Source organism: Marinobacter panjinensis (assembly GCF_005298175.1).
Classification (GTDB): domain Bacteria; phylum Pseudomonadota; class Gammaproteobacteria; order Pseudomonadales; family Oleiphilaceae; genus Marinobacter; species Marinobacter panjinensis.
Window position 1 is genome coordinate 14,544 of sequence record NZ_SZYH01000003.1, and the last position, 24,082, is coordinate 38,625.

Here is a 24,082-nt window from a genome sequence, read left to right on the forward strand (position 1 = left end):
GGTCTGAACAACGACATGGACCCGACAACAATCCAATGACCACTCACACAGCGCTGATCGTAGACGACGAACCCGACATTCGGGATCTTCTGGAAATCACACTCACCCGAATGGGCATTCACACGCTGACCGCGCCGGATATCACCAGCGCAAAGAAGCTTCTGGGCGAGCACCGGCCGCAACTCTGCCTGACCGACATGAACCTGCCTGACGGCAATGGCATCGAACTGGTGCAGTGGATCCAGCAGCACTCGCCCTACACCCCGGTGGCTGTAATCACCGCCTACGGCAACATGGACACGGCCATCGAATCTCTCAAGGCTGGCGCTTTCGATTTCGTCTCCAAGCCCGTCGAGCTGCCGCGCCTGCGTGAACTCGTTAATAGCGCCCTGAAACTTTCCGAACAGGAACCTAATGCCGATACCTCCCCCGATGAACCGGGCTTACTGCTGGGTAACTCCGCCGAAATAAAGCGCCTGAGAAACCAGGTTCGCAAGCTGGCCCGCAGCCAGGCACCGGTGTTTATCAGCGGCGAGTCCGGCAGCGGTAAGGAACTGGTGGCCCGCATGATTCACCTGCAGGGGCCACGGCGCGATCACCCTTTTATCGCGGTAAACTGCGGTGCCATCCCCTCAGAGCTGATGGAGAGTGAATTCTTCGGCCATAAGAAAGGCAGCTTTACCGGAGCTGTGGACAACAAGGACGGCCTGTTCCGGTCAGCCGATGGTGGCACCCTGTTTCTGGACGAAGTCGCCGACCTGCCACTGGCTATGCAGGTAAAACTGCTGCGAGCCATCCAGGAAAAAGCCGTACGGCCGGTGGGCGATACTAAAGAAGTACCCGTGGATATTCGCCTGCTCAGCGCCACCCACAAGGATTTGCCAGGGCTCGTTCAGGAAGGCAATTTTCGCCAGGACCTGTTTTACCGCATCAACGTGATTGAGCTTCCGGTACCGGCCCTGAGGGAAAGGCCCGATGACATCAGCTTGCTGGCGAACCACATACTCGAACGCATCGCCCGCGAGTACGAGTGCGAGCCCGCGTCGCTGACCCCGGCCGCCGTCGATCGCCTCAAAGACTATGATTTCCCGGGCAATGTCAGGGAACTGGAGAACATTCTGGAGCGCGCCTTTACCCTGTGCGATGCCGACCTGATCGGCCCGGAGGATCTTCACATCGGCAACGGCCCGGCGCCAGCAGGGCTCTCGGGTGCAGGCAGCACAGGAATGCCCTCTAGAGACCCGGGAGCACTGACCTTACCCGAAGGCGAAATTGATCTGGAGAACTACCTGGAATCCATTGAACGCCAGGCCATCGAGAAAGCCCTTGAGGCGACCCGCTGGAACAAGACGGCGGCGGCAAAGCGGCTGGGGATCAGTTTCCGGGCGTTGAGGTATCGGTTGAAGAAGTTGGGGATGGAGTAGCACTTATTGTAGAATTCTGACGCCGGTAGGTTTCCGGGGCCAAAGGAAACCTAGTCAATACTGTTCCAGGAAGGAACAAAAACGGAGAATCAAGGATGAACCCCTCTCGTTCTGCCTCAGGCTTTACCCTCTTAGAGCTTCTGCTCGTACTTGTCTTCATTGCCATCGCAGGGAGCTACACCCTCGGTAGCTGGAGTGGCTGGGTCGACACCTCCAGACATCGAAACCTGATCCTTTCTTATCAGGACCACTTCGCTTACGCCCGGTGGGAAGCTGTCACCAGTGGGAAAATCGTTACAATCTGCCCTTTGTCTGCTGCAAGCACCTGTACCGATGACTGGAACCGCAAAGTGTCTGTCTTTCATGACGTTGACAGGGATGGCAAACCGGACGGTGGTGACGTGCTACGTGTTATCTCCGAGCCGGAAGGCTTCAGGGTCACATCACGAACCGGTGGCAAGGGCTATTTGCGCTTTTCACCGAACGGGACAACTCATGGGATGACTGGGAGCCTTGTGGTCTGCTCCATTCATAACCGGAAGAGCCTGATGAGCTACCTTGCCCTCAACAAGGGCGGACGCTTAAGAATACAGCACGACGACGACCAGGACAGTCTTATCACGCTACCGTGGGGCACAGAGCTGGAGTGCTGACCTGGTAGTTGAAAGTAACGGGCCTTCCCGACCCGCTACTCACCAGGCACGTTATTTACTCCAGGTATTCTCGGCAGTGCTGAACGTGGTGTTGTTGTCCTTATCCCAACGCTTCACACCTGTCGACGTCAGCTCCATGATGCCATCACCTGCCTGACCGTTCTTTGGTGTTGCTCGCAACACATAGGACGAATCATCAGCGGACTGAATCGTCAAATCGTAGAATTTGGTCGACCCATCCAATGGCGCTTCATTGGGGTAAATTCCGGGACTGCCGGTGTCACCACTTTCAGCTGCGTTCTTGTAGCTGCTGTTCGTGGTGTAATGCCGTTCCATGGCATTGGCCAAACCGGAAAGTGCGCCCTGAGCATCCGAGCGCCGAGTACTCTCAACGTGCTGAAGATAGCTGGGGTAGGCAACCGCCGCCAATATCCCGACGATTGCCACCACGATCATCAACTCGATCAGTGTGAAACCTTTGTTAGTCTTCATGGCAAACAAGATTTACTCCTCAAACCAGTAGGTTTCGACAACACCGGTGACTGAATCCACCGTCCGACACTCGGCACCAACACAAACAATATCCGTATCGTCGACACGCATCCTTTGAGGATTGGGGGGCAGACCGATAGTATTCAATTCTATAAAACGGTCCGCCGCATCAAGCTCATCATCAGTACCACCATTACCGTCGGACTCGTCATAATTCACAACGGCGCGACTGTCCAGTGCCGATACGTGGTAGAGCCTGGAGGTGCCGGCCGCTGGGACACAGGGGTTGGTGCTCGGAGTAGGTTCGTACGTTGTAAAGAAAATTTCGTTATTGATGGTCTGGCCTGTAGACAGTACCTTCTCGCCGCTATTCTCGAGACTGATGTACCATCCCGCAGCATCGCCCAGTGCTTCAGCTGCTGCCGCACGATCTGCTTCAGTTGCGCCATCCTGAATAACATTGGCAGTCGCGTTATACAGCGAGGCTTCCGTCAAAGCGGTGTACGCAACCACGCCATCTGCATCAACGGGGGGCGCAGTAACATCCGGCAGTCTTAGCATGTAGAAACGGTCATCGATGGCCTCGTTGAGAGGGTGAGCCTGGTACCCGGAACCAATGGCCAGCCCCAGATACCTGGCGCCGCCAACCTTGATGCCAAAGATATCTGGCGCGTGATAGAACCGGCGGGCATCAGATGCACCTGCACCGGCCAGATCCGCTATTCTGCCGCCAGTCACCAGGGCATCCGCCCTGTTACCATTGGTAATATCGAAGCGGAAAATCTGTCCGCCCATATCGCCAACGTAGATCTGGTTAGCACGGCCGTCGCCTGTTACGTCAATTACCTTCGGCGCAGACGGGATACTGTACTCGAGGTTCGCCAGTTCGACGTCCGCTCCACTGCCTGCCGGACCAGCCCACCAGAGACGATCGCCAGTCTCGGCGTCCACGATATAGATAGCGCGACCAATATCGTCTGGCGTCCGGACATCGACGTTGTCCTGGTCAGTGTCATAACCGCCGCCAAAAATCAAAACCTCATACTCCGTATTTGCAATTTTTACTTTGGTTTTGACCGGAGTCGACCAGGTCTGGCCCAGCTCTTCGAAATCCCCGGTCACACCCCCTTCAATCTGCCAGAGGAAATTTGGGGAATCGGGATTGGTAACATCCAGGCCGTAGTAACTTGATCCACCACGCCGCATGCCTGAGTAGATGTAGGCATGATCGTCACCATCATCAATCTGACCATCAAAGTCATCATCATATACCCAACTGACGATCGTGCCATCCATCCCATAGGTACGATCCTCACCCTCCCTGTTGGCTTTCAACATAGCCTGATTCGGGAACAGCTCTTCGGGGATAAATGAGAAATGGGTATTACCTGACTCTCCACTGATGCCGTGAATAAATCCCTGGTTATCACCAAAGAAGACGGCTGTCGTAGGGCTATCGGCCGTTCCCCCATATACAATCAGGTGGGGCACGGAATGAAGCGGGTCGGAAATAAACTTGCGAGAGTCCACCATGCTGCCATCGCCGTCCGAGTCATCCAGATCCATTCCGCGAATCCAGTTTATTAACACAGAACGGTCGGCATTGGACATCGTGTCATCACCCAGCATAGCCGCCGTGATTCCATTATTGGTCGACACAACACCGTTTTGGACGGCGGTGAGACTGGTTTTGTTTGAAGAAGCAATATATGTATAAACTTTGCGATCGCTATTAGGATCTTCGTGTTGTGAAGCTGCGCCACCCGCGGCGACTTCCTTGCCATCTGCCTCCGGGCTCCACCAACTGCGGGCAACGTCGGAGAAGAAGCCTGTTGCGGAATCCACGGCTTCATTTCCGTCGACATCCAGAATAACGGCCTCTTTCTCCCCCGTCACATCATCGGTCACCACACCAAGGCGATACCTTTTCAGGTTACCGTCCCACAGGGGCACCGTATCAGGCTGAAATACTGCGAAATATAGCGAATCCAGGTGGTTCAGGCGGTCGAACGTGTTAACAGCGATACCAGGCGCTGCGAAGGTTGTGGAGCGAGCCAACACATCAGTAAACAGGTCGTCAAAAGCCGACTTCAAGCTTGCCGCGTTCTCAGCCTGAAAGTAGGTTCCGTTGCCCTTTGTTGCCGCATCGTCAAGCAATGTTTGATCAGTTTTGAAGCCTACCGTGTAAGTTGAAATTCGCTGATTACCCCGGAAATTCTCATCAGGGTCGTTTGCTGACGGAATCATATCGTTCTGCCACATGTATCCAGCTATTTCATCCAAGCAGTTGTCGACACAGGCGCCTGCTCCCAGGACTGCCTCAAAATCGTCCTCATGGTTGGTATCCTGAGTGGGCTCACCATCGGTTAACAGAACAACGCTGTTTGGCTGGCACTCGTATTCGATAGGGCTCTTGTATTTTTCATCTTCATAAACGCCAGGTGGCACGTCAGCAACCCAATTCCCATCATCATCCTGATACGGTTGATCCCAATACCTGATGAAATTATCTTCACCCTGAAAATAACGCATGCTCTGGAACAGCGTCTCAGAAAGAGGCGTATTGCCTCCGTCGCTGAGAGCCTCAATACTCTCAATCAATGCGGCCCGTTTGTCTTCAATAGGGCTGACGGCAGACTTGAAATATCCCCCTTCATTACCGCCAAAAACCATCAAACCAACATTGACGTCTTCCATATCAGCGAAAAGATCTTTGGTAACGTCTTTCATTACTCGCAGGCGGGTCTTGCCGTCAACATCGGCTGTCCCCATACTCCCCGACACATCGAGGATGAACATGATATTGGGCTTTACCACACCGTCTGCGTCGGTGAAAAAGATCTCGGTATCATCCGCAACAGCCGCAGTACCAGCCATTGTAAAGTAAGCAGTCGACAACACCGCCGTCAGGATTTTACTGGAGTATTTCATCTCACTTCTCCCTCACCACGTGGCGCCCAGAAGTTAACCTCAAATACCATTTTGTTTTTATCATCAAACATAATGGTGCCCGAACGACCACTTACCCTCTGGTAGTCGTCTGCTGACAAACTCCTGCGGCCCTCACTAATAACGATATCCCTCGCTGGCAGATAAGACTGTTGCGTACAGAGTTCGCATCCTTCAACTCGCACCCCCAAAAGGCTGTTGCCCGAGTCGAGGGTAAGATGAACTTCGCTTGCCTCATATCCCTGAATAGTACTTTCAGATTCGCTCTGCGCTGAGGCGCTCGCAACTGCAATCATGGTCGTGATAACCACCAACCATGTACTCTGAATCATTTTGAACCGTTTCATATCCGCCCCCTTCGAGCTCGCTGAACTCAGTAGTATTCAATGCCTTTATAGATCGTTGTTCCTGCACCGGAACCTGCCATTGTGGCAGTGCCCTTCAGTTCGTAACGATAACCCTTGAGCATCGGGGAACTCTCATTGGCATCCATAGAGCTTCCGCTGGTAATAATCACCTCGCCAAGGTACCTGGCCTGGTGTGTGCCGGTAATGCCATTTGCGGAATCAAGCGTGTAACTCACGACACCACTTTTCTCATCCGCGGCCTTCATTGAATCCCTTAGCAAGGAGAGGTCATTACTATAAAGTTGTTCAAGTAGTGCCCAGACGCTACTCTCGGCGCCCTGGAACGCCCGGTTCGAATTCTGCGCGTTTGCTGCCATTCTTTCCTGCATGGTAGAAGTGTTCATTCCTGCCACGCCCATAAGAGTGAGCACCAGCAAAAGCACAAGGCTGATGACCAGTACGGCCCCCTCTTGTCGCTTCTTGATTTTGAAGTCTTTCATAACAATAACCCGCTCTTTACTGGATATAAGCCTGTGGTTAGTCCCGGTTTCTCAAGGTCACGGTCGCGATAAAACTTCTACGCAATCGGCGATCTTCGGGATGTTTCACTGCGCCGGCGCCGGATGCAGCTGTAATCAGCTCTCCCGGCAAGTCGTAACTGGCCTGATCGTTGTCATTTCTGACCCTTTCGGTATCGCTGACCAGTAAGCCGATACGGGCAGCCACTACTCGGGTCAAATCAAGGCTTGCGTCATCTGCAGTTGCATAGCGGAAACTGTTGCTGGGGAGCTTTTCGCCTAGCTCTGCCTGGAGGCTCTCTACACCTTCCACCAATTCATCGATCTGGAAGTCGGGTGTGGCAGAGTTAAGCAGGTTATCCCTGGCTCGATAGAGGGCATAAATATCGTTCCCGAGACTGTCGTCGCGTCCCGTGTCGGCGACGTAGTAGATTGTTGACGAAAACCTCATCACCCGAGCGTTCTCATTGTAGGCCTGACTGAGATTGTTGCCTGAGTTAACATTGCTGGCATGGGCCCAGGTATCACTACTCGGTTTACTGGAAATACGGAACAGATCCGCGCTCTCGCAGTCGGAAATCAGAACCATGTCGTTCTGTGAAAACTGATTGACTTCCGCTCCACCGACCTGAATATTGGCATTGGTATTATCCATGTTCCCGGTAATATCAACATTCGCCATTTCGCCCCGCTGTATCGCGATCACATCACTGCCAACACGGGCATTGGCTTCAATAGAAAGGCCATCAAACTCCGTTCCGTCGGCCCAATTTGCCCCCGTCACTTCCCAGACACGAAGGGTAGTGGAAAAAAAATCATTCGTAGGTGGATTATCCGCGATCACATTCATGGTCACATCGTCCGGATCAGCACAGCCCTGAAAGCCAACCATACGAAGGTCCCTTGCCAGGATATCCACGCCAATACGGGCCGACTCCTGGATTCTTGCCAGAGACGTACTCAGGCGAGAGGTCTGACTGGAATCCATGTACACCGTAAAAATGCCCAGGATCAGGATTGCGCTGAGCGCCAACGCAACTAGAAGCTCAACCAGCGACAAGCCTTTCTGAACTGCCATATCCCGAGAATTAAAGGAATCTGTCTCAAAGCTCATAATGTCCCTCATAGCGAAAAGCTCAGTTCAAAGACATTGTCGTCCGTAACACTCTCGCCCGCATCACCGTCGCGCCTGTTTTCATCCCAGGAGATGCGAATGGTAAATATATCGTCGGTGGCGTCGTGGGTTATGGTTCCCACGCCACCAGGCAACAAAGTCATTCCCGAACCCGCTCCCTGAATTTGGCGAGTCCACTGCACCTTATCAACCGTTGCCTGCTGCTCTGGCGTGCAGCCATTAGCAGTTGAAGCGCAGGCTGGTATCGTTGTGGATGCGTTAGCGGTGGAGAATCCGTCGTACTCCCCCCCATCTTCGGCCTCTTCACGGTTTGCGCGCATCCTGTCCGCCATGTCATAGGCAAGGATACTGGCCTGGGTGCGAAGGTAGGCACCCTGATTGTTTCGCATGCCATCGACCATCAGTCCGGCGAGGCCCAAAAGCCCTACCGCAAGAATGAAAAGCGTTACGAGAATCTCGATGAGCGTGAAGCCCCCTGAGCGACTGCCCGGGCTCGTCGCGGATTTGGTTGAATCTGGAATGCGGTTTGTTTTCATCTTTTATTCCCAAGCATAACTGACAGGTAACCGAACTGGACTCACGGGCAAGAAATATTGGTGCCGCCATGGTCATTTAGCACGCCGTCATTATCACTATCGCGGGCGAGACGAGTTTGGCCTGATACGCTTACAACGATGGCTTTTGCTTCCTCTGCCCCTCTGGAATCACAAATACTGATGGTGCCCACCGGCGAGGCACCCAGGCTTTCCGGCACTGGGTAGCCATTGCCCGCAAACTGGATGTAAGTGCCACCAGAACTGGACAGGCCTGAAACCCTGAGGGTGTTGCCTCCAGCCAGCCCCTGAAAGACTCGCAGGATTTCATCACCGTCACCGGCATCCAGTGTTCTATCGCCGTCAGCATCGCGCATGACTAACCAGCCATCCTCCCAGGCTGCGGAATTAGCACAGGAGCTGCCGTCGGTGGAGGGACAAACCGTGATGGTTGCATCCGGTAATTTCGAGGCTTCACTGCGGGCATAGCTGATCAGGCTCGTTGCTTCGTTAACCTGAGAGATGATCCGGTTATTCATAACCATTGTCTGAAAGGACGGAATCGCAAACCCTATCACTACGGCCAGAATGACTACTGTCAGCAATAATTCAACCAGCGTAAAACCCCGGTTACTTCGCGCCAATGTCATAAAATCTTCCTGTTTTTGTACACGCTGACATTACTGTAGTGTCATGTTGACATCCACAGCATTTCGATAAGCGGCTTTAACGAAAAGATAAACGGTAGAAAACGATGGGATTATGAGAGGTTAATCACAATGAAGCAGGTTGAAGTAGAGGAAGCTGCGGTGCGCAACGAGTGCCCGTCACGACACCTCTACCACATCAATCCGCAACTCCCGGGGCATTGAGAACACAATATTCTCCTCACGGCCAGACACTTCCTCCGGCATATCACCTCCGAGATCCCGCAGCCTGGCAATCACATCATTCACCAGCACTTCCGGCGCTGAGGCGCCAGCGGTCACACCGACAGAGGTTTTACCCGCCAGCCATTGCGGGTCAATCTGCGAGGCTTCGTCGATCAGGTAAGCCGGAGTGCCCATGCGCTCGGCCAGTTCCCGCAAACGGTTGGAGTTGGAGCTGTTCGGGGAGCCCACCACCAGCATCAGGTCGCAGTCGCCTGCAAGCTGTTTCACCGCGTCCTGGCGGTTCTGGGTGGCGTAGCAGATGTCGTCCTTGCGGGGGCCCTGGATTTCAGGGAACTTCTCTCTGAGGGCATCAATAACCCGGGCAGTGTCATCCATGGAAAGCGTGGTCTGGGTAACGTACGACAGCTTCGATGGGTCCTTTACTACCAGTCCGGCAACATCCTTCTCATCTTCCACGAGATAGATTTCACCGCCGTTGCCATGATCATACTGCCCCATGGTTCCTTCCACTTCGGGGTGTCCATGGTGTCCGATCAAAATACATTCACGCCCGTCACGGCTGTACTTCATCACCTCAAGGTGCACCTTGGTGACCAGCGGACAGGTGGCATCGAATACCTTCAGACCACGGCGTGCCGCTTCCTTCTGCACCGCCTGGGACACGCCGTGAGCGCTGAATATCACCAGTTTATCGTCCGGCACCTCTTCCAGCTCGTCCACAAAAACAGCGCCACGATTACGCAGGTTATCCACCACAAACTTGTTATGCACAACCTCATGACGCACGTAGATTGGCGCACCAAACACATCCAGGGCACGGTTCACAATTTCAATTGCGCGGTCTACGCCAGCACAAAAGCCACGAGGGTTAGCGAGTCGGATTTGCATAGAATTGCCCTGAAATATCAAACAAGTTTGCGAAAGCCTGCGGGAAGAGCCGTCCCGGGATCGTCAAAAACATGGATGTTTTTGTCGAGCGTACAAGGACGTATTCACAGCGTATCCCGGGACGGCTCTTCCCGCAGGCTGACAAGCACTCAAGCTGCCAGGCCAAGATACGATTAATGGGCCTGACCAACAGGCTCCACATCAATAATTTCCACTTCAAACGTCAGTGTACGCCCCGCCAGAGGGTGATTAAAGTCCACCTCAACCTGATCTCCCTCCACGCGACTTACCACACCCGGAAGCTCGCTCTGGCGCGCATCCGCGAAGGAAATCATCACGCCTTTCTCCAGTACCATATCGGCACTGAATTCGCTGCGCTTGAAGGTCTGCACGTTGTTGGGGTTATGCTGCCCGAAGGCCTTCTCTGGCGGAACTTCATAGCTGTTCCGTTCTCCCGCCTTCATGCCCATCAGATAGGCCTCGAAATTCTCCGGCAGGTTGTCGTCACCGATTTCCAGGGTCGCCGGCTCTTTCTCGAAGGTAGAGTCGATGATTTCACCGTCACTGAATTTCAGCGCAAAATGAAGAGTGACTCGGGTGCCCTGGTCTATGGGAAGTTCTTTCATTGGCAGCTATCGCTCCTGTCTTCCTTCACTCCGGGTCGCCATCGGATTCCCGGGGTTTGCGGAAAATGTCGAGAATCATCATGCCGGCACCAATGGTGATGGCGGTGTCGGCAATATTAAAGGCGGGGAAATGGTAGTCATTCCAGTAAAAATGCAGAAAATCCACCACATAACCATGGACAACCCGGTCATACACGTTGCCCAGGGCACCGCCAAGGATTAATACGATGGCAATGGCAGACCAGGTTTCATGGCGACGCAGCGACTTGAGCCAGACCACCAGTACCACGCTCACCACCATTGCCAGGGTGACAAAGAACCAGCGCTGCCAGCCAGCGGCGCCGGCCAGGAAGCTGAACGCCGCGCCGGTATTGTGCAGCAGCGTCAGGTTGAACATCGGCATAACCGGCACCGGATGGCCATAGGTCAGCATCGCGGTTGCCATGGCCTTGGTGCCAAGGTCCAGCACGATGACCAACACGGCCAGCCAGAGCCAGCGTAGCTTGGAACCGGTTATTTCCGTGTCGCTCATTACGCTTTCCACAGTCTGGCTTCCATCAGGCAAAGGACCGGGACTCACCCTGCCCTTCCACGTTGGTGACGCAGCGACCACAGAGATCGCTGTATTGCTCGCTCTGGCCAACGTCCGCGCGATGGTGCCAGCAACGCTCGCACTTGGCATGGCTGGCAGGGACCACTTCCACCAACAACCCTTCATGGGAAGTCTGTTCGGCATCACCAGCCTCGGACACCGGCTTCACCGTAGCCTCAGAAGTGATGAGCACAAAGCGAAGCTCTTCACCCAGATAGTTCAGGTCCTGTGCCAGGTCGCCTTCGCAGTAAAGCGTCACTTCCGCGCTCAGGGAACCTTTGATTTCACCACGACCACGAGACTCTTCGAGGCATTTGTTCACCGCCTCCTTTACGCTGTAGATCCGGCTCCAGTATTCGCGGCCAAGCTCTACGTTATCCGGCAGCGCTGTCAGGCCTTCATACCAGGTTTCATAAAACACGGTATCGCCACGCTTGCCAGGCAGGTGCTGCCAGATTTCATCTGCGGTGAAACTCAGGATAGGTGCGATCCAGCGCACCAGAGCTTCCGCCACATGATACAGGGCCGTCTGGCAGGAGCGGCGCTCGCGGCTATCGGCCTGGGTGGTGTACTGGCGGTCCTTGATGATGTCCAGATAGAAACCGCCCAGGGTGGCCTCGCAGAAGTTATACACCTTCTGGTAAATACGCAGGAAAGCGTAGTTCTCGTAGTCCTCCTGCAGTTCTTCCTGAAGCCGCAGGGCCTTGTCCACCATCCAGCGGTCCAGGGCTATCATGTCTTCCGGTACGACAGCGTGCTGCTCCGGATCGAAACCGGTGAGATTGCTGAGCAGGAAGCGGGCCGTGTTACGGATGCGGCGGTAGCCGTCCGCTGTCTGCTTGAGGATGTCCTTGGACACCGTCATCTCGCCGCTGTAGTCGGTGGCGGACACCCACAGGCGCAGAATATCGGCGCCCAGCTCATTCATCACTTCCTGGGGCGCGATCACGTTACCCAGGGACTTGGACATCTTGCGGCCCTTGCCATCAACGGTAAATCCGTGGGTCAGCACTTGCTTGAAAGGTGCCACGCCGTTCATCGCGATGGAGGTTTTCAGTGACGACTGGAACCAGCCCCGGTGCTGATCAGAGCCTTCCAGATAAAGATCCGCCGGGAACTGGCCCAGCTCCGCGCGGGGACGCAGCACGGACTCGTGGGTAACCCCCGAATCAAACCACACGTCCAGGGTGTCCATGACCTTTTCGTACTGGTCCGCGTCGCTGCCCAGGAAATCTGTAGTGTCGATGTCGTACCAGGCGTCGATGCCGCCCTTCTCGATTTCCTTCGCTACCGCTTCGATCAGGTTCTGGGTGTCCGGATGCAGCTCCTGGGTTTCCTTGTGGATAAACAGGGTGATCGGCACGCCCCAGGTGCGCTGGCGTGAAATGCACCAGTCCGGGGACTGCTTGAACATGGCCTCGATACGGTTCTGCCCCCAGCCAGGTACCCAGCGCACACCCTTGATGGCTTCCAGGGCGTCGTTACGAAGGTTTTCCTTTTCCATGCTGATGAACCACTGGGGCGTAGCGCGGTAGATCAGCGGTGTCTTGGTGCGCCAGCAATGGGGATAGCTGTGGCTGAACTTCTCGGCCCGTACCAGCTTGCCTTCGCGCTCCAGGGCAGAACATACCGGGTCGTCGGCCTTGTAGACGTGCACTCCGGCAAACTCACCGGCCGCCTGGGTATAGGTGCCATCGGCCTTGACCAGGCTGATGGTGCCAATGCCGTACGCCTTACCCACTTCAAAGTCTTCCACGCCATGATCAGGAGCGGTGTGCACCACACCGGTACCGGCGTCGGTAGACACATGATCGCCCAGAATAAGCGGAACCTGCTTATCGAAAACCGGGTGCTGCAGGGCCAGCTTGTCCAGCTTTTCGCCCATCACTGTCGCCAGCACTTCATATTGTTCAACGCCCCAGCGGGCCATGATGCCGTCAACCATTTCTGCAGCCACAATCAGGCGCTCCGGACCGTTACCGGTGTCCGTCTGAACCAGCGCATATTCCAGCTCTGGATGGATAGACACCGCCTGGTTGGCAGGAATGGTCCAGGGGGTGGTGGTCCAGATCACTACCGAGACATCGCCCCGCCCGTTATTCGTGCTGAACAGGTCAAGCACCTTTTTCTGATCAACGGCGGTAAAGCGCACATCAATCTGCACCGAAACTTTGTCCTGATACTCCACTTCCGCCTCGGCCAGCGCAGACTGGCCAACCACGCTCCAGTAAACCGGCTTGAAACCGCGAACCAGATGCCCCTTGGCGACAATTTTACCCAGGGCGCGCACAATGCCCGCCTCTACTTTCGGGTCCATGGTCAGGTAGGGCTTTTCCCACTCACCCATGACACCCAGGCGGATAAAGTCGTCTTTCTGACCGGCAATCTGCTTGGTGGCATAGTCGCGACAGGCCTGGCGAAAGGTCTTGTAGTCCACCTTTACTCCGGCCTTGCCGATTTCCTGCTCCACCTTGTGCTCGATAGGCAGACCATGGCAGTCCCAGCCCGGCACATACGGTGCGTCGTAGCCCATAAAGCTACGGGACTTGACGATCATGTCCTTGAGGATCTTGTTGACCGCATGACCGATATGAATGCTGCCGTTGGCGTAGGGAGGCCCATCGTGAAGGATGAACTTTTCCCGGCCTTCGCGCTGCTTACGCAGGGTGCCGTAAACGTCCAGGTCCTGCCAGCGTTTGAGCATGTCTGGCTCACGCTTGGCGAGGTTACCGCGCATAGGGAAGGCGGTTTCAGGCAGATTCAGAGTGTGCTTGTAGTCGCTCATGGTAAAAGTGCGTAGCTCAGGTTGTTAAATGTCGGTCAGTGTCCGGTGGCTGAGGAGCCATGATCTGCAATCCATGCCCGGGCGTGGTCCAAATCACGGGCAATCTGCTGTTTCAGGGCATCCACCGAGTCGAATTTCACTTCGTCCCGCAGTGCATGGCGGAAAACCACATCAAGTCGCTGGCCGTAAAGTGTGCCAGCAAAGTCAAACAGGTGCACTTCCAGCGAGGGCTGTTTGCCATCCACGGTGGGGCGTAGCCCGATGTTGGCAACACCGTCCAGTACCCTTCCACCCTTCAGAGTGGCGCTTACCACATAGACACCTTCCAGCGCCGGCATGTGGGGCAGCAACAAGTTGGCTGTCGGCGCGCCAATCTGGCGCCCGAGCTGACGTCCGTATACCACTCTCCCGCGGATACGGTAAGGGTGGCCAAGCAGAGCTTCAGCTTCCTCGATCCGGTTCTCGGCCAACACATTGCGGATCCGGGAGCTGCTGACCCGCTCACCGTTGACAGTCACTGTGCGAGTGTTCTCAACCGTGAACCCCCGTTCGTCGCCCACTTCCCGGAGCAACGCAAAGTCACCGGCGCGGTCGCAGCCGAAGCGGAAATCATCCCCCACCACCAGGTGTCGAACACCGAGGCCGTCGATCAGCACGTCCTCAATAAAGCCCATGCCGGAGTAACTGCGGAACCGCTCGTTAAAACGCAGGCAGAGGACAATATCAATGCCGGATGCCAGTAGCGACTCGAATTTCTGCCGGAATGCCATCAGCCGTGGTGGTGCTTCCCGGCCCTGGAAAAACTCTCGGGGCTGGGGCTCGAATACCATCACAATGGAGGGCACTCTCAGCTCCAGGGCTTTCTCATGCACCTGGTCGATAATGGTCTGATGCCCCAGGTGAACACCGTCGAAGTTCCCGATGGTGGCGACACACCCGTTGGCCAGCGGCCCATCGGCCTGCTGCGCAAAGTGTTTCAGGTTGGTCAGGCCCCGGATCAGACGCATGTAAAACGAACCCTTGTTTGCCAGCGGTGTATGGTTTCACTGGTGAGAAAACGCGCGATTATAACCTACCTGTGGCGGAAATGTCTTACCCGAACCCCGGCCAGTGCCAACACGATAAAATACACGGCAACGCCGGAGACTACGAGAATACCCATATCCGTGGCACGCTGAAGGCCTCCCGCCTCCAGCCAGCGATCAACCGGTGGCTGCAGCCACAGGATCGCTGCGGCCAGGGCTGCGTTGGCAAGCCCGATCTGAATCAGGAACCGGGGCCAGCCTGGCTGCCACTTCCAGGCACCTTCCTTAATTAAACCCCGCCACAACAGGCCGGTATTCAGCCAAGCAGACAGAGAGGTGGCCAGCGCCAGCCCTGCATGCGCCAACGGGAAAATCAGCGCCAGGTTGAACACCATATTGGCCACCATCGCAATGATACCGATCTTGACCGGGGTCTTGGTGTCTTCGCGGGCAAAATACCCGGGTGCCAGCACCTTGATCAGCATGAAAGCGAGCAGGCCTGCGGAATAGGCTCGCAGGCTTTGGGCCGCCATGGCGACATCCCGGTCGGTGACTTCCCCATAGTGGAACAGAGTTGCGATCAATGGTTCCGCCAGCAGGGCCAGGGCCAGTGCGGCCGGCAGACCAATCAACAAAACAGCCCTCACAGCCCAGTCCAGTGTCGCCGCGAACTGGTCCGCCGACAAGGCCGCGTGCTTGCGGGACAGACTCGGAAGGATCACGGTGGCGATGGCTATACCGAATACACCCAAGGGCAGCTCAGCCAGCCTGTCTGAGTAATAGAGCCAGGAAACGCTGCCAGTCTGCAGAAACGAAGCCAGTACGGTATCCAGCAGCAGATTGATCTGGCTCACGGACACACCGAACAGCGCTGGCACCATCAACTTCAGAATCCGGCTGACGCCTTCGTGCTTGTAGTCCACTTTGGGCCGCGGCATCAGCCCTAACTGCATCAGGAAGGGAATCTGGAAGAACAACTGCAACGCCCCGGCAATGAACACGCCCCAGGCCAGGGCAATGATGGGGGTTTCCATCAACGGCGACAGGAAGATGGCAGCCCCGATCATCGCCAGGTTCAGCAATACCGGCGTAAACGCGGGTATGGCAAAGCGGTCGTAGCTGTTGAGGATGCCGCCAGCAAAAGCCGTCAACGAAATCAACAACAGGTACGGGAAGGTAATGCGCAACATGTCGCTGGCCAGGTCGAACTTGACCTCATCATCCAGGAAGCCCGGGGCGAAAATGGCCGTCAGCAGCGGCGAGCCCAGCATGGCAACAACGGTCACGCCCAGCAGCACCAAACCCAGAGAACCTGCGACAGCATTCACCAGTCGCCGGACTTCGGTCACCGATTCCTGCTGCCGATAGGAGGAAAGCACCGGCACAAAGGCCTGGGAAAAGGCGCCTTCGGCGAACAGGCGGCGCAGGAAATTAGGGATTTTGAAGGCTACAAAGAAAGCATCGGCGCTGGCGCCAGCTCCGAAATAGCGGGCAATCACCATGTCCCGAACCAGGCCGAGGACTCGTGAAATCATGGTCATTATGCCGACCACGCCGGATGACCTCAGCAGTCCCGGCGGCTTGGGCAGTGCCTTCTGTTCTTCTGTCTGCTCAGGTTCGGACGACATTCGTGGCCTGGACAATGGTTTGATAGAGTCTGGAGCTTTCCGGCGCGTAATGACCCTGATTTCGGTATTTACTTAAGGTCGTCAGAGGCTCTCCGGTAACGAGCGGCGAGTTTACCACAGGCCTTGTGGATACCGGGATGAAATCCCGTTGAGTCTTGACATTTTGGGGAGTTGGCGGCATAGTTCCGCGTCATTTATTTCGACGCGCTGGTTTTGGCGCGCCCGCGATTTTTACGAATCGTTTCACACGAATTTCGGATTTCACAGATCTCAGGAGTTATACGGTGGCAAATTCCCCGCAAGCCAAGAAGCGCGCACGTCAGAACGAGAAGAACCGCAAGCACAATGCCAGCCTGCGTTCCATGGCGCGTACTTATATCAAGAAAGTCCAGGCCAACATTGAAGCTAACAAGCCTGAGGAAGCACAAGCGGCTTTCCTGCAGGCTCAGCCGATTATGGACAGCATGGTTAACAAGGGCGTGTTCGCCAAGAACAAGATTGCTCGTCAGAAGAGCCGTCTGAGTGCCCGCATCAAGGCTCTGAAGAGCGCGTAAAACGCTCTTTCAGAACTTTAATGAAGAAACCGGCCAGATTGGCCGGTTTTTTTTGTGCCTTTCTATTTCTTGCTTGCCTGACCTCGAGCACAGTCAGGGCTGATCACCTACTCCGAAAACACGCCGTGAACCCATCCATGGGGGCTCGGCATTGCCATCCATGGCAATGCACGGTTTTCGGAGTAGGTGATCAGCCCTGCCTCCAGAGTTGGGAGAGAACTTCTAGACAATCACCATGTTGTCTCTGTGGACCATTTCTTCATCGGAGATGTAGCCCAGTACTTCTGTGATGCGATCACTAGAGCGGCCGGCGATGGCTCTGGCTTCGTCGGCGTCGTAGTTGACCAGGCCGCGGGCGATTTCTTTGCCGGTTTCGTCGACACAGGAGACCATTTCGCCGCGGCGGAACTGGCCGGATACGCTTTTTACTCCAACCGGCAACAGGCTGCGGCCGCCCCGGCAGAGGACGTTAACGGCGCCCTGGTCGAGGGTGAGTTTGCCGCGGGTCTGGAGGTGGCTGGCCAGCCATTGTTTGCGGGCGGCGATTCGGCCTTGCTCGGGGAGCAGGAGGGTGCCAATACTTTCGCCGTCGCGAAGGCGGGCAATGGCTTTTTCGATCCGGCCACCGACTATAACGGTGAACGCTCCGGAGCGGGCGGCCAGGCGAGCGGCGCGGACTTTGGTTTGCATGCCGCCGCGGCCAAGGGTGCCGGCTCCGCCAGCAGCCATGGCGTCGAGTTCGGAGTCGCTGGCGCGGCGTTCGTCAACCATTTTGGCGTCCGGGTTTTTGCGGGGGTCCTTGTCAAACAGGCCGAGCTGGTCGGTGAGTATGATCAGGCCGTCGGCCTCGATCAGGTTGGCAACCAAAGCCCCCAGGGTGTCGTTGTCGCCGAAGCGAATTTCGTCGGTGACCACGGTGTCGTTTTCGTTGACGATGGGCACCACGCCAAAGTCCAGCAACGCCCTCAGGGTGCTGCGGGCGTTGAGATAGCGCTTGCGATCAGACAGGTCGTCGTGGGTGAGCAGAATCTGAGCGGTATGTATGTCATGGCGCTTGAACTGGGCTTCCCAGGTCTGTACCAGCCCCATCTGGCCGACGGCGGCTGCGGCTTGAAGTTCGTGCAGTTGTTCCGGGCGAACCGTCCAGCCCAGGCGGCTCATGCCCTCAGCCACAGAGCCTGAAGACACAATAACTACCTCAACGCCCGCCGTGACCAATTCGGCAATCTGGTCCACCCATAACCCCAGGGCGGCCACATCCAGACCACGGCCATCGTTGGTCAGCAGCGCGCTTCCGATTTTCACGACCAGGCGGCGAGCCTGGCGTAGCTGTATTCTTTTGCTCATGCTAACTCAATCCATGGATAAGCTGGCGGGCAGGACGTTGCGGGACCGTCAAAAACAGGGATGTTTTTGTCGAGCGTACATGGATGTATTCACAGCGTGTCCCGCAACGTCCTGCCCGCCGGCGCTACTCCACTATTCAGGAGCGTAAACTACCTCGACATCGTAATCGTCGTCATCGAAGTCGTCGTCATCATCGTCACCCTGACGGGCTTCGCGGCGAATCTGGCGCTCTGCTTCGATTCTAGCCCGCGCCTCTTCATCCATCTGGCGGCGACGCTTAGCTTCACGCTCGGCAAACTCGGGGTTTTCTGCTTCTTCCTGAGCCTGATCTTCAATCCAGCGCATAACCGCCTGCGTCAATGGTTTTGTGCCTTCGCCACTGAGGGCGGAGATGCTGAACACCGGGCCTTTCCAGTCGAGTTCGTCAACGATGGCCTGGCAGTGGGCCTCGCGGTCTTCTTCAGAAACCATGTCCACCTTGTTCAGTACCAGCCAACGCTCGCGGCTGGCGAGGGTTTCGCTGAACTTCTCCAGTTCGTGCTCAATGGCGCGAACGCTTTCAACAGGCGAGGAACCGTCATAGGGTGCCACGTCCACCAGGTGCAGCAGCAAACGGGTGCGAACCAGATGTTTCAGGAAGCGGATGCCCAACCCTGCGCCTTCCGCCGCGCCTTCGATGAGGCCGGGGATGTCGGCAATTACGAAGCTCTGGTGGGCCTGCACGCTGACAACACCAAGATTGGGCACCAGGGTAGTGAACGGGTAGTCCGCCACTTTTGGCCGGGCCGCCGATACCGAACGGATAAAGGTGGACTTGCCCGCGTTGGGCATTCCCAGCAAACCGACATCCGCCAGTACTTTCAGTTCCAGTCGCAGGTTGCGAAGCTCGCCTTCGGAGCCTTTGGTGGTCTGGCGCGGAGCCCGGTTCACCGAGGACTTGAAGCGGGTATTGCCCAGGCCGTGGAAGCCTGCCTGAGCCACTTTCAGTCGCTCACCGGCGCGGGTCAGATCGCCCAAAACTTCGTGGGTGTCCATATCCACAACAGTCGTTCCTACCGGTACCGGCAACACCAGGTCTTCGCCTTTGATGCCAGTACAGTTACGGCCGGAGCCCGGCTGGCCGTTCTCCGCCTTGTGTTTGCGCTGGAACCGGTAATCGATCAGCGTATTGAGCGCGCTGTCGGCTTCCAGGTACACAGACCCACCGTCGCCGCCGTCACCACCATCGGGGCCACCTTTGGGCACGTATTTTTCACGACGGAAACTCAGGCAACCGTGGCCGCCCTTGCCCGCCTCAACAATGATGGTGGCTTCGTCTACGAACTTCATCAATCAACCCTTTGCGCACTGCGCATAAACTAAAAAGCCCCGCAGCCTCATGGAAGCTATGCGGGGCTCCAGGGGACTCTGATATCAAATCATATCAGGGCCGCCCAAGGTTCAACAGAACCCGAGATCGCCGCTGCTTACGCAGCCGGAACGATGCTCACGAACTTGCGGTTCTCAGGACCTTTCACTTCGAACTTGACCTGACCGTTTGCGGTTGCAAACAGGGTGTGGTCCTTGCCGAGGCCAACGTTATTGCCCGGGTGGAAACGGGTGCCGCGCTGACGAACAATGATGCTGCCTGCAGATACAGTCTCGCCGCCGAAGCGCTTCACACCAAGTCGTTTCGACTCGGAATCGCGACCGTTACGGGTACTACCTGCTGCCTTTTTATGAGCCATTACCAGCCTCCTTATCTAAGGGGTTACTCGAGGGTCTTAGCCCTGGATACCCGTGATCTTGACTTCAGTAAACCACTGACGGTGGCCCTGACGCTTCATGGAATGCTTCCGACGACGGAACTTGATGATCTGGATCTTATCATGACGGCCGTGGCTAACCACTTCTGCTGTCACTTTGGCACCATCAACAACCGGCGCACCAACCTGAACCTTGTCACCATCGGCGATCAGCAGAACGCGGTCAAAATCGACGTTGCCGCCGGTTTCCACTTCCAGCTTTTCCAGCTTCAGAGTTTCGCCTTCTTTTACTCGGTGCTGTTTACCACCGCTAACAATAACTGCGTACATTAACGTTCTCCGCGATTGACCCATCCCTGCTCTTATCCACCTGGTTCTAAGGGAAGCGCTTCGGCAACCCTATAGCAGGGAGCGCAGGTTGGGATGAGTTGGGCGCGTGATTGTACGAAAACCGCCAGCGCTTTACAAGCCAAGTTGACACTGATCACCGCAATACCTAGCATTGCCCGACCCACCTATTTTTCCAACGAAAACACCAGACAAGGGACCGGACCAGCCGCATGACAGCCCAGAGCATTTACGACACCGTCGCGGACGACTTCAGCCGCGTCAACGATCTGATCATCAAGCGGCTCTCCTCAGACGTTCCCCTGGTGGAAAAAATCGCCCAATACATCATTGAAAGCGGCGGTAAGCGCCTGAGACCATTACTGGTTTTACTCTCAAGCCGTGCTCTGGGCTATGGCGAGGATGACCACCTGAAACTGGCTGCGGTGATCGAGTTCCTGCATACCGCCACCCTCCTCCACGACGATGTGGTGGACACTTCAGACATGCGCCGGGGCCGCAGCACCGCCAACGCCCGCTGGGGCAATGCCCCAAGCGTACTGGTAGGTGATTTCCTCTACGCCCGCGCCTTCGAGATGATGGTGGAACTTCAGAACCTCCGCATCATGGACGTACTTTCCCACGCCACAGCCGTCATTGCCGAGGGCGAAGTTCTGCAACTGATGAACGTGAAGAACCCGGATGTCAGTGAAGACAAGTACATGGAGGTCATCCACAACAAAACCGCCATGCTGTTCGAAGCGGCCTCCCATACTGGCGCACTGCTGGCCGGAGCTAACGAAGAGCAGGAGCTGGCAATGAGTGCCTACGGCAAACACCTGGGTCTGGCCTTCCAGCTTGTGGATGACGTCCTGGATTACAGCGGCGACGCTGAAACCATGGGCAAAAACGTGGGCGACGACCTGGCCGAAGGCAAAACCACGCTGCCACTGATTTACGCCATGGCCGAAGGCACTGATGACGAGAAACAACTGATTCGCCAGGCGATACGTAAAGGTGGACTGGATGACCTGCCCCGGATTCTCGAAATCGTCAACCACTCCGGGGCCCTGGAATACACCATGGCGAAAGCCAGGGAACAGGCCGCACTGGCGGCTGCCTGCCTCAACACCCTTCCCGGGTCAGACCACAAAGAAGCGCTGCTGTTGCTGACCGAAATTGCGGTTGCGCGGGTTAGTTAGGTGGGTGCTTCTTGATTGTCGGATTACGCTTCGCTAATCCGACCTACGCGGGAGCTATCACAGAGTTCCGTGCAAACCGTAGGTCGGATTTACCCGTAAAGGGCATAAAAGGCGAAGCCGTAATCCGACAAGCCTCAACCCAGGGCTTCCCTGCCATGGGGTGCATCAAATACCAGCTCCGGTCCCACCGGCACAATCTGCGTCGGATTAATGGTGCGCTGACTCACATAGTAGTGACGCTTGATCTGCCCGATATCCACCGTCTCTGCCACGCCCGGCACCTGATAAAGATCCCGCACATACCCGGAAAGCGCCGGAAAATCAGCAATCCTCTGGCGATTGCACTTGAAATGGCTGTAATACACCGCATCGAAACGAATCAGCGTGGTAAACAACCGCCAGTCCGCCTCCGTCAACCGGTTACCCACCAGATAACGCTGCCCTGAAAGCCGCTCCTCCAGCCAATCCAGGGAATCAAACAAGGCCTCATACGCCTCTTCATACTTATCCTGGGCTGTCGCGAACCCCGCCTTGTACACACCGTTATTAACCGTGTGATAAACCCGCTCATTCACCTCGGCAATCTCGCCATGTAACTCTTCCGGATAAAAATCAAGATCACTCCGAACACCTTCAAGCCCATTAAACGCCGAGTTGAACATCCGGATAATATCTGCAGACTCATTGCTGACAATCGTCTGTTTCTCCTTGTCCCACAAGGTCGGCACGGTCACACGTCCGGAATAATCCGGCGCTGCCTTGAGATAGACCTCGTACATATACCGCATGCCATTAGCGTCATCCCGATGCGCGGCGTCATCCGGCCGAAACTCCCAACCGTTCTCCACCATATCCGGATGCACGACCGACACCGAAATATGCTTCTCCAGCCCCTTCAGGGCCCGAAAAATCAACGTCCTATGCGCCCAGGGACAGGCCATGGACACATAAAGATGATACCGCCCCGACTTTGCCGGAAAGCCACCCTCCCCGTCCGGCCCCGGGGAACCATCAGCTGTCACCCAGTTCCGAAACCGGGCGGCTTCGCGCTCAAACTTGCCACCGGTTTTCGAGGTGTCGTACCACTGGTCGTGCCATTTGCCGTCGACAAGAAGTCCCATATAGCCTCCAATTAGATACTGTAAGGTGATCCTTGGCGGCAGGCACTATGCTGATCAAGGATACCGGGGCAGGCCTTCGCAAACCGTGCATTGCCAGGGATGGCAATGCCGAGCCCCCATGGATGGGTTCACGGCGTGTTTGCGGAGGCCTGCCCCGGTATCCGAGCCCCAAAGCCCGGATCACAAGAAATTAAAGGAAGAATACCGGCCATCCTGCTACGCTCTCAAACAATCAATTCTGGCCAACACAATCAGATAATTCGAACATGCACACAGCCATCACCATAGACGCCCTCAAAGTCCTCGATGCCATCGACCGCAAAGGCAGCTTCGCTGGCGCCGCCAATGAACTCTTCCGCGTACCGTCCGCCATCAGCTACACCGTCCAGAAACTCGAAGAAGACCTCAACGTTGCCATCTTCGACCGCACCGGACATCGCGCTGCCCTCACACCCGCCGGCCGCTACCTGCTGCAAGAGGGCCGAACTCTGCTCGAAGCCGCCGAAAACCTGGCTCACACCACCCGCCAGGTAGCCCAGGGCTGGGAAACCCGCCTGCGAATCGGATTTAACTCCCTGTTGCCGGCCGAGTGCCTGTTTCCAGCAGTAAGAGAGTTCTACGAGCTCGGCGTGCCGGTGGAAGTGCAACTGGTGGAAGAAGTCTTTGCCGGCTCCTGGGATGCCCTGCAAAGTCGACGGGTGGACCTGATTGTCGGCGCCGACCAGATCAGCAAACCCGCCGGTTCATTCACCACCACTCCGCTCGGCGAAATGCGGTTTGTCTATGCCATAGCGCCGAATCATCCCCTGGCGACAGCAACGCAACCGCTGACCGAAGAAGATATTGCCCCCTTCCCCGCCGCCGTGGCTGCCGACACCTCGCGCTCACTGCCGCCAGGCCATGCCGGCATATTCCGGCGCCAGAGAACCCTCACGGTCGCCAACATCGATCAGAAAATCGCTATCCAACAGGCCGGGATGGCTGTCGGCTGGCTGCCAGAGGCTCGCGTACGCGACCAACTGGCTAAAGGCACTCTGCTTGCGCTGGATGTCCAGGAGCCTCGGCAACCCATTATGCTCCACCTTGCCAGGCACTCTGAGGATCAAGGCAAGGCACTGATGTGGTTCTGGGAACAGTTGGGCCAGTCAAAAGCCATTTCCGCCTGGCTGGATGCCTGAACCCGGGCTCATTTCCCCTCTGGCCCCGGAACTGACCGTTTTCAGGCAAAAGAGCCAACGGAAAGGCGGCTCATTCGTTTATACTGCCCCGACGCAAGAACCTGTGAACGGAGCTCAAAC

General features: G+C 56.2%; 23 protein-coding genes. 5 read left to right on the top strand and 18 right to left on the bottom strand.

Annotated elements, in window-relative coordinates; all coding sequences use genetic code 11:
• Window positions 1-35 precede the first annotated feature (35 nt).
• Window positions 36-1,424, top strand: a complete 1,389-nt coding sequence (locus tag FDP08_RS19325) for a sigma-54-dependent transcriptional regulator (protein WP_137437944.1) — start codon at window positions 36-38, stop codon at window positions 1,422-1,424.
• Window positions 1,425-1,519: 95 nt separating this feature from the next.
• Window positions 1,520-2,077, top strand: coding sequence for a GspH/FimT family protein (locus FDP08_RS19330; RefSeq protein WP_137438086.1), 558 nt, complete (start codon window positions 1,520-1,522; stop codon window positions 2,075-2,077).
• Between the two features lie 51 nt (window positions 2,078-2,128).
• Here FDP08_RS19330 and FDP08_RS19335 read toward each other — a convergent pair whose 3' ends face one another.
• From FDP08_RS19335 to murJ, 13 genes are all read right to left on the bottom strand, one after another.
• On the bottom strand, window positions 2,129-2,569 hold the full coding sequence (locus FDP08_RS19335; protein ID WP_170979113.1) for a type IV pilin protein: 441 nt from the start codon (window positions 2,567-2,569) through the stop codon (window positions 2,129-2,131).
• A 12-nt stretch (window positions 2,570-2,581) separates the two neighbouring features.
• Complete coding sequence (locus FDP08_RS19340) at window positions 2,582-5,500, bottom strand: PilC/PilY family type IV pilus protein (RefSeq protein ID WP_137437946.1); 2,919 nt, start codon at window positions 5,498-5,500, stop codon at window positions 2,582-2,584.
• Window positions 5,497-5,865, bottom strand: coding sequence for a hypothetical protein (locus FDP08_RS19345; RefSeq protein ID WP_137437947.1), 369 nt, complete (start codon window positions 5,863-5,865; stop codon window positions 5,497-5,499). The genes FDP08_RS19340 and FDP08_RS19345 overlap by 4 nt, the downstream gene beginning before the upstream one ends.
• A 26-nt stretch (window positions 5,866-5,891) precedes the next feature.
• Window positions 5,892-6,365 (bottom strand): pilus assembly PilX family protein, encoded by a 474-nt coding sequence (locus FDP08_RS19350; protein ID WP_137437948.1) that lies wholly within the window; start codon window positions 6,363-6,365, stop codon window positions 5,892-5,894.
• 37 nt (window positions 6,366-6,402) lie between these two features.
• Window positions 6,403-7,497 (bottom strand): PilW family protein, encoded by a 1,095-nt coding sequence (locus tag FDP08_RS19355; protein WP_137437949.1) that lies wholly within the window; start codon window positions 7,495-7,497, stop codon window positions 6,403-6,405.
• Window positions 7,498-7,505: 8 nt separating this feature from the next.
• On the bottom strand, window positions 7,506-8,054 hold the full coding sequence (gene pilV / locus FDP08_RS19360) for a type IV pilus modification protein PilV (protein WP_137437950.1): 549 nt from the start codon (window positions 8,052-8,054) through the stop codon (window positions 7,506-7,508).
• Window positions 8,055-8,095: 41 nt separating this feature from the next.
• A complete protein-coding gene (locus tag FDP08_RS19365) occupies window positions 8,096-8,701 on the bottom strand; it encodes a GspH/FimT family pseudopilin (protein ID WP_137437951.1) in 606 nt (201 codons plus the stop codon).
• Window positions 8,702-8,878: 177 nt separating this feature from the next.
• Window positions 8,879-9,832: a 4-hydroxy-3-methylbut-2-enyl diphosphate reductase gene (gene ispH, locus FDP08_RS19370; protein ID WP_137437952.1), complete on the bottom strand. Its 954-nt coding sequence runs from the start codon at window positions 9,830-9,832 to the stop codon at window positions 8,879-8,881.
• Between the two features lie 173 nt (window positions 9,833-10,005).
• On the bottom strand, window positions 10,006-10,458 hold the full coding sequence (gene fkpB / locus FDP08_RS19375) for an FKBP-type peptidyl-prolyl cis-trans isomerase (RefSeq protein WP_137437953.1): 453 nt from the start codon (window positions 10,456-10,458) through the stop codon (window positions 10,006-10,008).
• A gap of 25 nt (window positions 10,459-10,483) precedes the next feature.
• A complete protein-coding gene (gene lspA, locus FDP08_RS19380; protein ID WP_137437954.1) occupies window positions 10,484-10,990 on the bottom strand; it encodes a signal peptidase II in 507 nt (168 codons plus the stop codon).
• Window positions 10,991-11,015: 25 nt separating this feature from the next.
• Window positions 11,016-13,835 carry an isoleucine--tRNA ligase gene (ileS, locus tag FDP08_RS19385; RefSeq protein ID WP_137437955.1) on the bottom strand — a complete coding sequence of 940 codons (2,820 nt, stop codon included), beginning with the start codon at window positions 13,833-13,835 and terminating at the stop codon, window positions 11,016-11,018.
• A 35-nt stretch (window positions 13,836-13,870) separates the two neighbouring features.
• Complete coding sequence (gene ribF / locus FDP08_RS19390; RefSeq protein WP_137437956.1) at window positions 13,871-14,842, bottom strand: bifunctional riboflavin kinase/FAD synthetase; 972 nt, start codon at window positions 14,840-14,842, stop codon at window positions 13,871-13,873.
• Between the two features lie 65 nt (window positions 14,843-14,907).
• Window positions 14,908-16,488: a murein biosynthesis integral membrane protein MurJ gene (murJ, locus tag FDP08_RS19395; protein WP_137437957.1), complete on the bottom strand. Its 1,581-nt coding sequence runs from the start codon at window positions 16,486-16,488 to the stop codon at window positions 14,908-14,910.
• A 284-nt stretch (window positions 16,489-16,772) separates the two neighbouring features.
• Here murJ and rpsT point away from each other — a divergent pair, with 284 nt between their 5' ends.
• Window positions 16,773-17,042 (top strand): 30S ribosomal protein S20, encoded by a 270-nt coding sequence (rpsT, locus tag FDP08_RS19400; protein ID WP_137437958.1) that lies wholly within the window; start codon window positions 16,773-16,775, stop codon window positions 17,040-17,042.
• Window positions 17,043-17,264: 222 nt separating this feature from the next.
• Here rpsT and proB read toward each other — a convergent pair whose 3' ends face one another.
• The 4 genes from proB to rplU form a co-directional block, all read right to left on the bottom strand.
• Window positions 17,265-18,389: a glutamate 5-kinase gene (gene proB, locus FDP08_RS19405; protein ID WP_137437959.1), complete on the bottom strand. Its 1,125-nt coding sequence runs from the start codon at window positions 18,387-18,389 to the stop codon at window positions 17,265-17,267.
• A 132-nt stretch (window positions 18,390-18,521) separates the two neighbouring features.
• The gene (cgtA, locus tag FDP08_RS19410) at window positions 18,522-19,718 is read right to left on the bottom strand and encodes an Obg family GTPase CgtA (protein ID WP_137437960.1); all 1,197 of its coding nucleotides are present in this window, start codon (window positions 19,716-19,718) and stop codon (window positions 18,522-18,524) included.
• A gap of 137 nt (window positions 19,719-19,855) precedes the next feature.
• Window positions 19,856-20,116: a 50S ribosomal protein L27 gene (rpmA, locus tag FDP08_RS19415; RefSeq protein ID WP_137437961.1), complete on the bottom strand. Its 261-nt coding sequence runs from the start codon at window positions 20,114-20,116 to the stop codon at window positions 19,856-19,858.
• 36 nt (window positions 20,117-20,152) lie between these two features.
• On the bottom strand, window positions 20,153-20,464 hold the full coding sequence (rplU, locus tag FDP08_RS19420; protein WP_137437962.1) for a 50S ribosomal protein L21: 312 nt from the start codon (window positions 20,462-20,464) through the stop codon (window positions 20,153-20,155).
• 230 nt (window positions 20,465-20,694) lie between these two features.
• On the opposite strand from rplU, the gene ispB reads away from it, so the two are divergent.
• A complete protein-coding gene (ispB, locus tag FDP08_RS19425) occupies window positions 20,695-21,663 on the top strand; it encodes an octaprenyl diphosphate synthase (protein ID WP_137437963.1) in 969 nt (322 codons plus the stop codon).
• Between the two features lie 134 nt (window positions 21,664-21,797).
• Here the strand turns inward: ispB and FDP08_RS19430 are convergent, their stop codons facing one another.
• Window positions 21,798-22,784, bottom strand: a complete 987-nt coding sequence (locus tag FDP08_RS19430) for a glutathione S-transferase family protein (RefSeq protein WP_137437964.1) — start codon at window positions 22,782-22,784, stop codon at window positions 21,798-21,800.
• Between the two features lie 266 nt (window positions 22,785-23,050).
• Between FDP08_RS19430 and FDP08_RS19435 the strand changes: the two genes are divergently transcribed.
• A complete protein-coding gene (locus FDP08_RS19435) occupies window positions 23,051-23,962 on the top strand; it encodes a LysR substrate-binding domain-containing protein (RefSeq protein ID WP_137437965.1) in 912 nt (303 codons plus the stop codon).
• The last annotated feature ends 120 nt before the right edge of the window (window positions 23,963-24,082 follow it).

Excerpts from the sequence above, each read along its gene's own strand:
- ispH (WP_137437952.1), bottom strand. The coding sequence starts at position 9,832 with ATGCAAATCCGACTCGCTAACCCTCGTGGCTTTTGTGCTGGCGTAGAC.
- pilV (WP_137437950.1), bottom strand. The coding sequence starts at position 8,054 with ATGAAAACAAACCGCATTCCAGATTCAACCAAATCCGCGACGAGCCCG.
- cgtA (WP_137437960.1), bottom strand. The coding sequence starts at position 19,718 with ATGAAGTTCGTAGACGAAGCCACCATCATTGTTGAGGCGGGCAAGGGC.
- FDP08_RS19345 (WP_137437947.1), bottom strand. The coding sequence starts at position 5,865 with ATGAAACGGTTCAAAATGATTCAGAGTACATGGTTGGTGGTTATCACG.
- ribF (WP_137437956.1), bottom strand. The coding sequence starts at position 14,842 with ATGCGTCTGATCCGGGGCCTGACCAACCTGAAACACTTTGCGCAGCAG.
- murJ (WP_137437957.1), bottom strand. The coding sequence starts at position 16,488 with ATGTCGTCCGAACCTGAGCAGACAGAAGAACAGAAGGCACTGCCCAAG.
- lspA (WP_137437954.1), bottom strand. The coding sequence starts at position 10,990 with ATGAGCGACACGGAAATAACCGGTTCCAAGCTACGCTGGCTCTGGCTG.
- ileS (WP_137437955.1), bottom strand. The coding sequence starts at position 13,835 with ATGAGCGACTACAAGCACACTCTGAATCTGCCTGAAACCGCCTTCCCT.
- FDP08_RS19330 (WP_137438086.1), top strand. The coding sequence starts at position 1,520 with ATGAACCCCTCTCGTTCTGCCTCAGGCTTTACCCTCTTAGAGCTTCTG.
- FDP08_RS19435 (WP_137437965.1), top strand. The coding sequence starts at position 23,051 with ATGCACACAGCCATCACCATAGACGCCCTCAAAGTCCTCGATGCCATC.
- rplU (WP_137437962.1), bottom strand. The coding sequence starts at position 20,464 with ATGTACGCAGTTATTGTTAGCGGTGGTAAACAGCACCGAGTAAAAGAA.
- ispB (WP_137437963.1), top strand. The coding sequence starts at position 20,695 with ATGACAGCCCAGAGCATTTACGACACCGTCGCGGACGACTTCAGCCGC.
- FDP08_RS19340 (WP_137437946.1), bottom strand. The coding sequence starts at position 5,500 with ATGAAATACTCCAGTAAAATCCTGACGGCGGTGTTGTCGACTGCTTAC.
- FDP08_RS19335 (WP_170979113.1), bottom strand. The coding sequence starts at position 2,569 with ATGAAGACTAACAAAGGTTTCACACTGATCGAGTTGATGATCGTGGTG.
- rpmA (WP_137437961.1), bottom strand. The coding sequence starts at position 20,116 with ATGGCTCATAAAAAGGCAGCAGGTAGTACCCGTAACGGTCGCGATTCC.
- FDP08_RS19430 (WP_137437964.1), bottom strand. The coding sequence starts at position 22,784 with ATGGGACTTCTTGTCGACGGCAAATGGCACGACCAGTGGTACGACACC.
- FDP08_RS19355 (WP_137437949.1), bottom strand. The coding sequence starts at position 7,497 with ATGAGCTTTGAGACAGATTCCTTTAATTCTCGGGATATGGCAGTTCAG.
- fkpB (WP_137437953.1), bottom strand. The coding sequence starts at position 10,458 with ATGAAAGAACTTCCCATAGACCAGGGCACCCGAGTCACTCTTCATTTT.
- FDP08_RS19350 (WP_137437948.1), bottom strand. The coding sequence starts at position 6,365 with ATGAAAGACTTCAAAATCAAGAAGCGACAAGAGGGGGCCGTACTGGTC.
- proB (WP_137437959.1), bottom strand. The coding sequence starts at position 18,389 with ATGAGCAAAAGAATACAGCTACGCCAGGCTCGCCGCCTGGTCGTGAAA.
- FDP08_RS19365 (WP_137437951.1), bottom strand. The coding sequence starts at position 8,701 with ATGACATTGGCGCGAAGTAACCGGGGTTTTACGCTGGTTGAATTATTG.
- FDP08_RS19325 (WP_137437944.1), top strand. The coding sequence starts at position 36 with ATGACCACTCACACAGCGCTGATCGTAGACGACGAACCCGACATTCGG.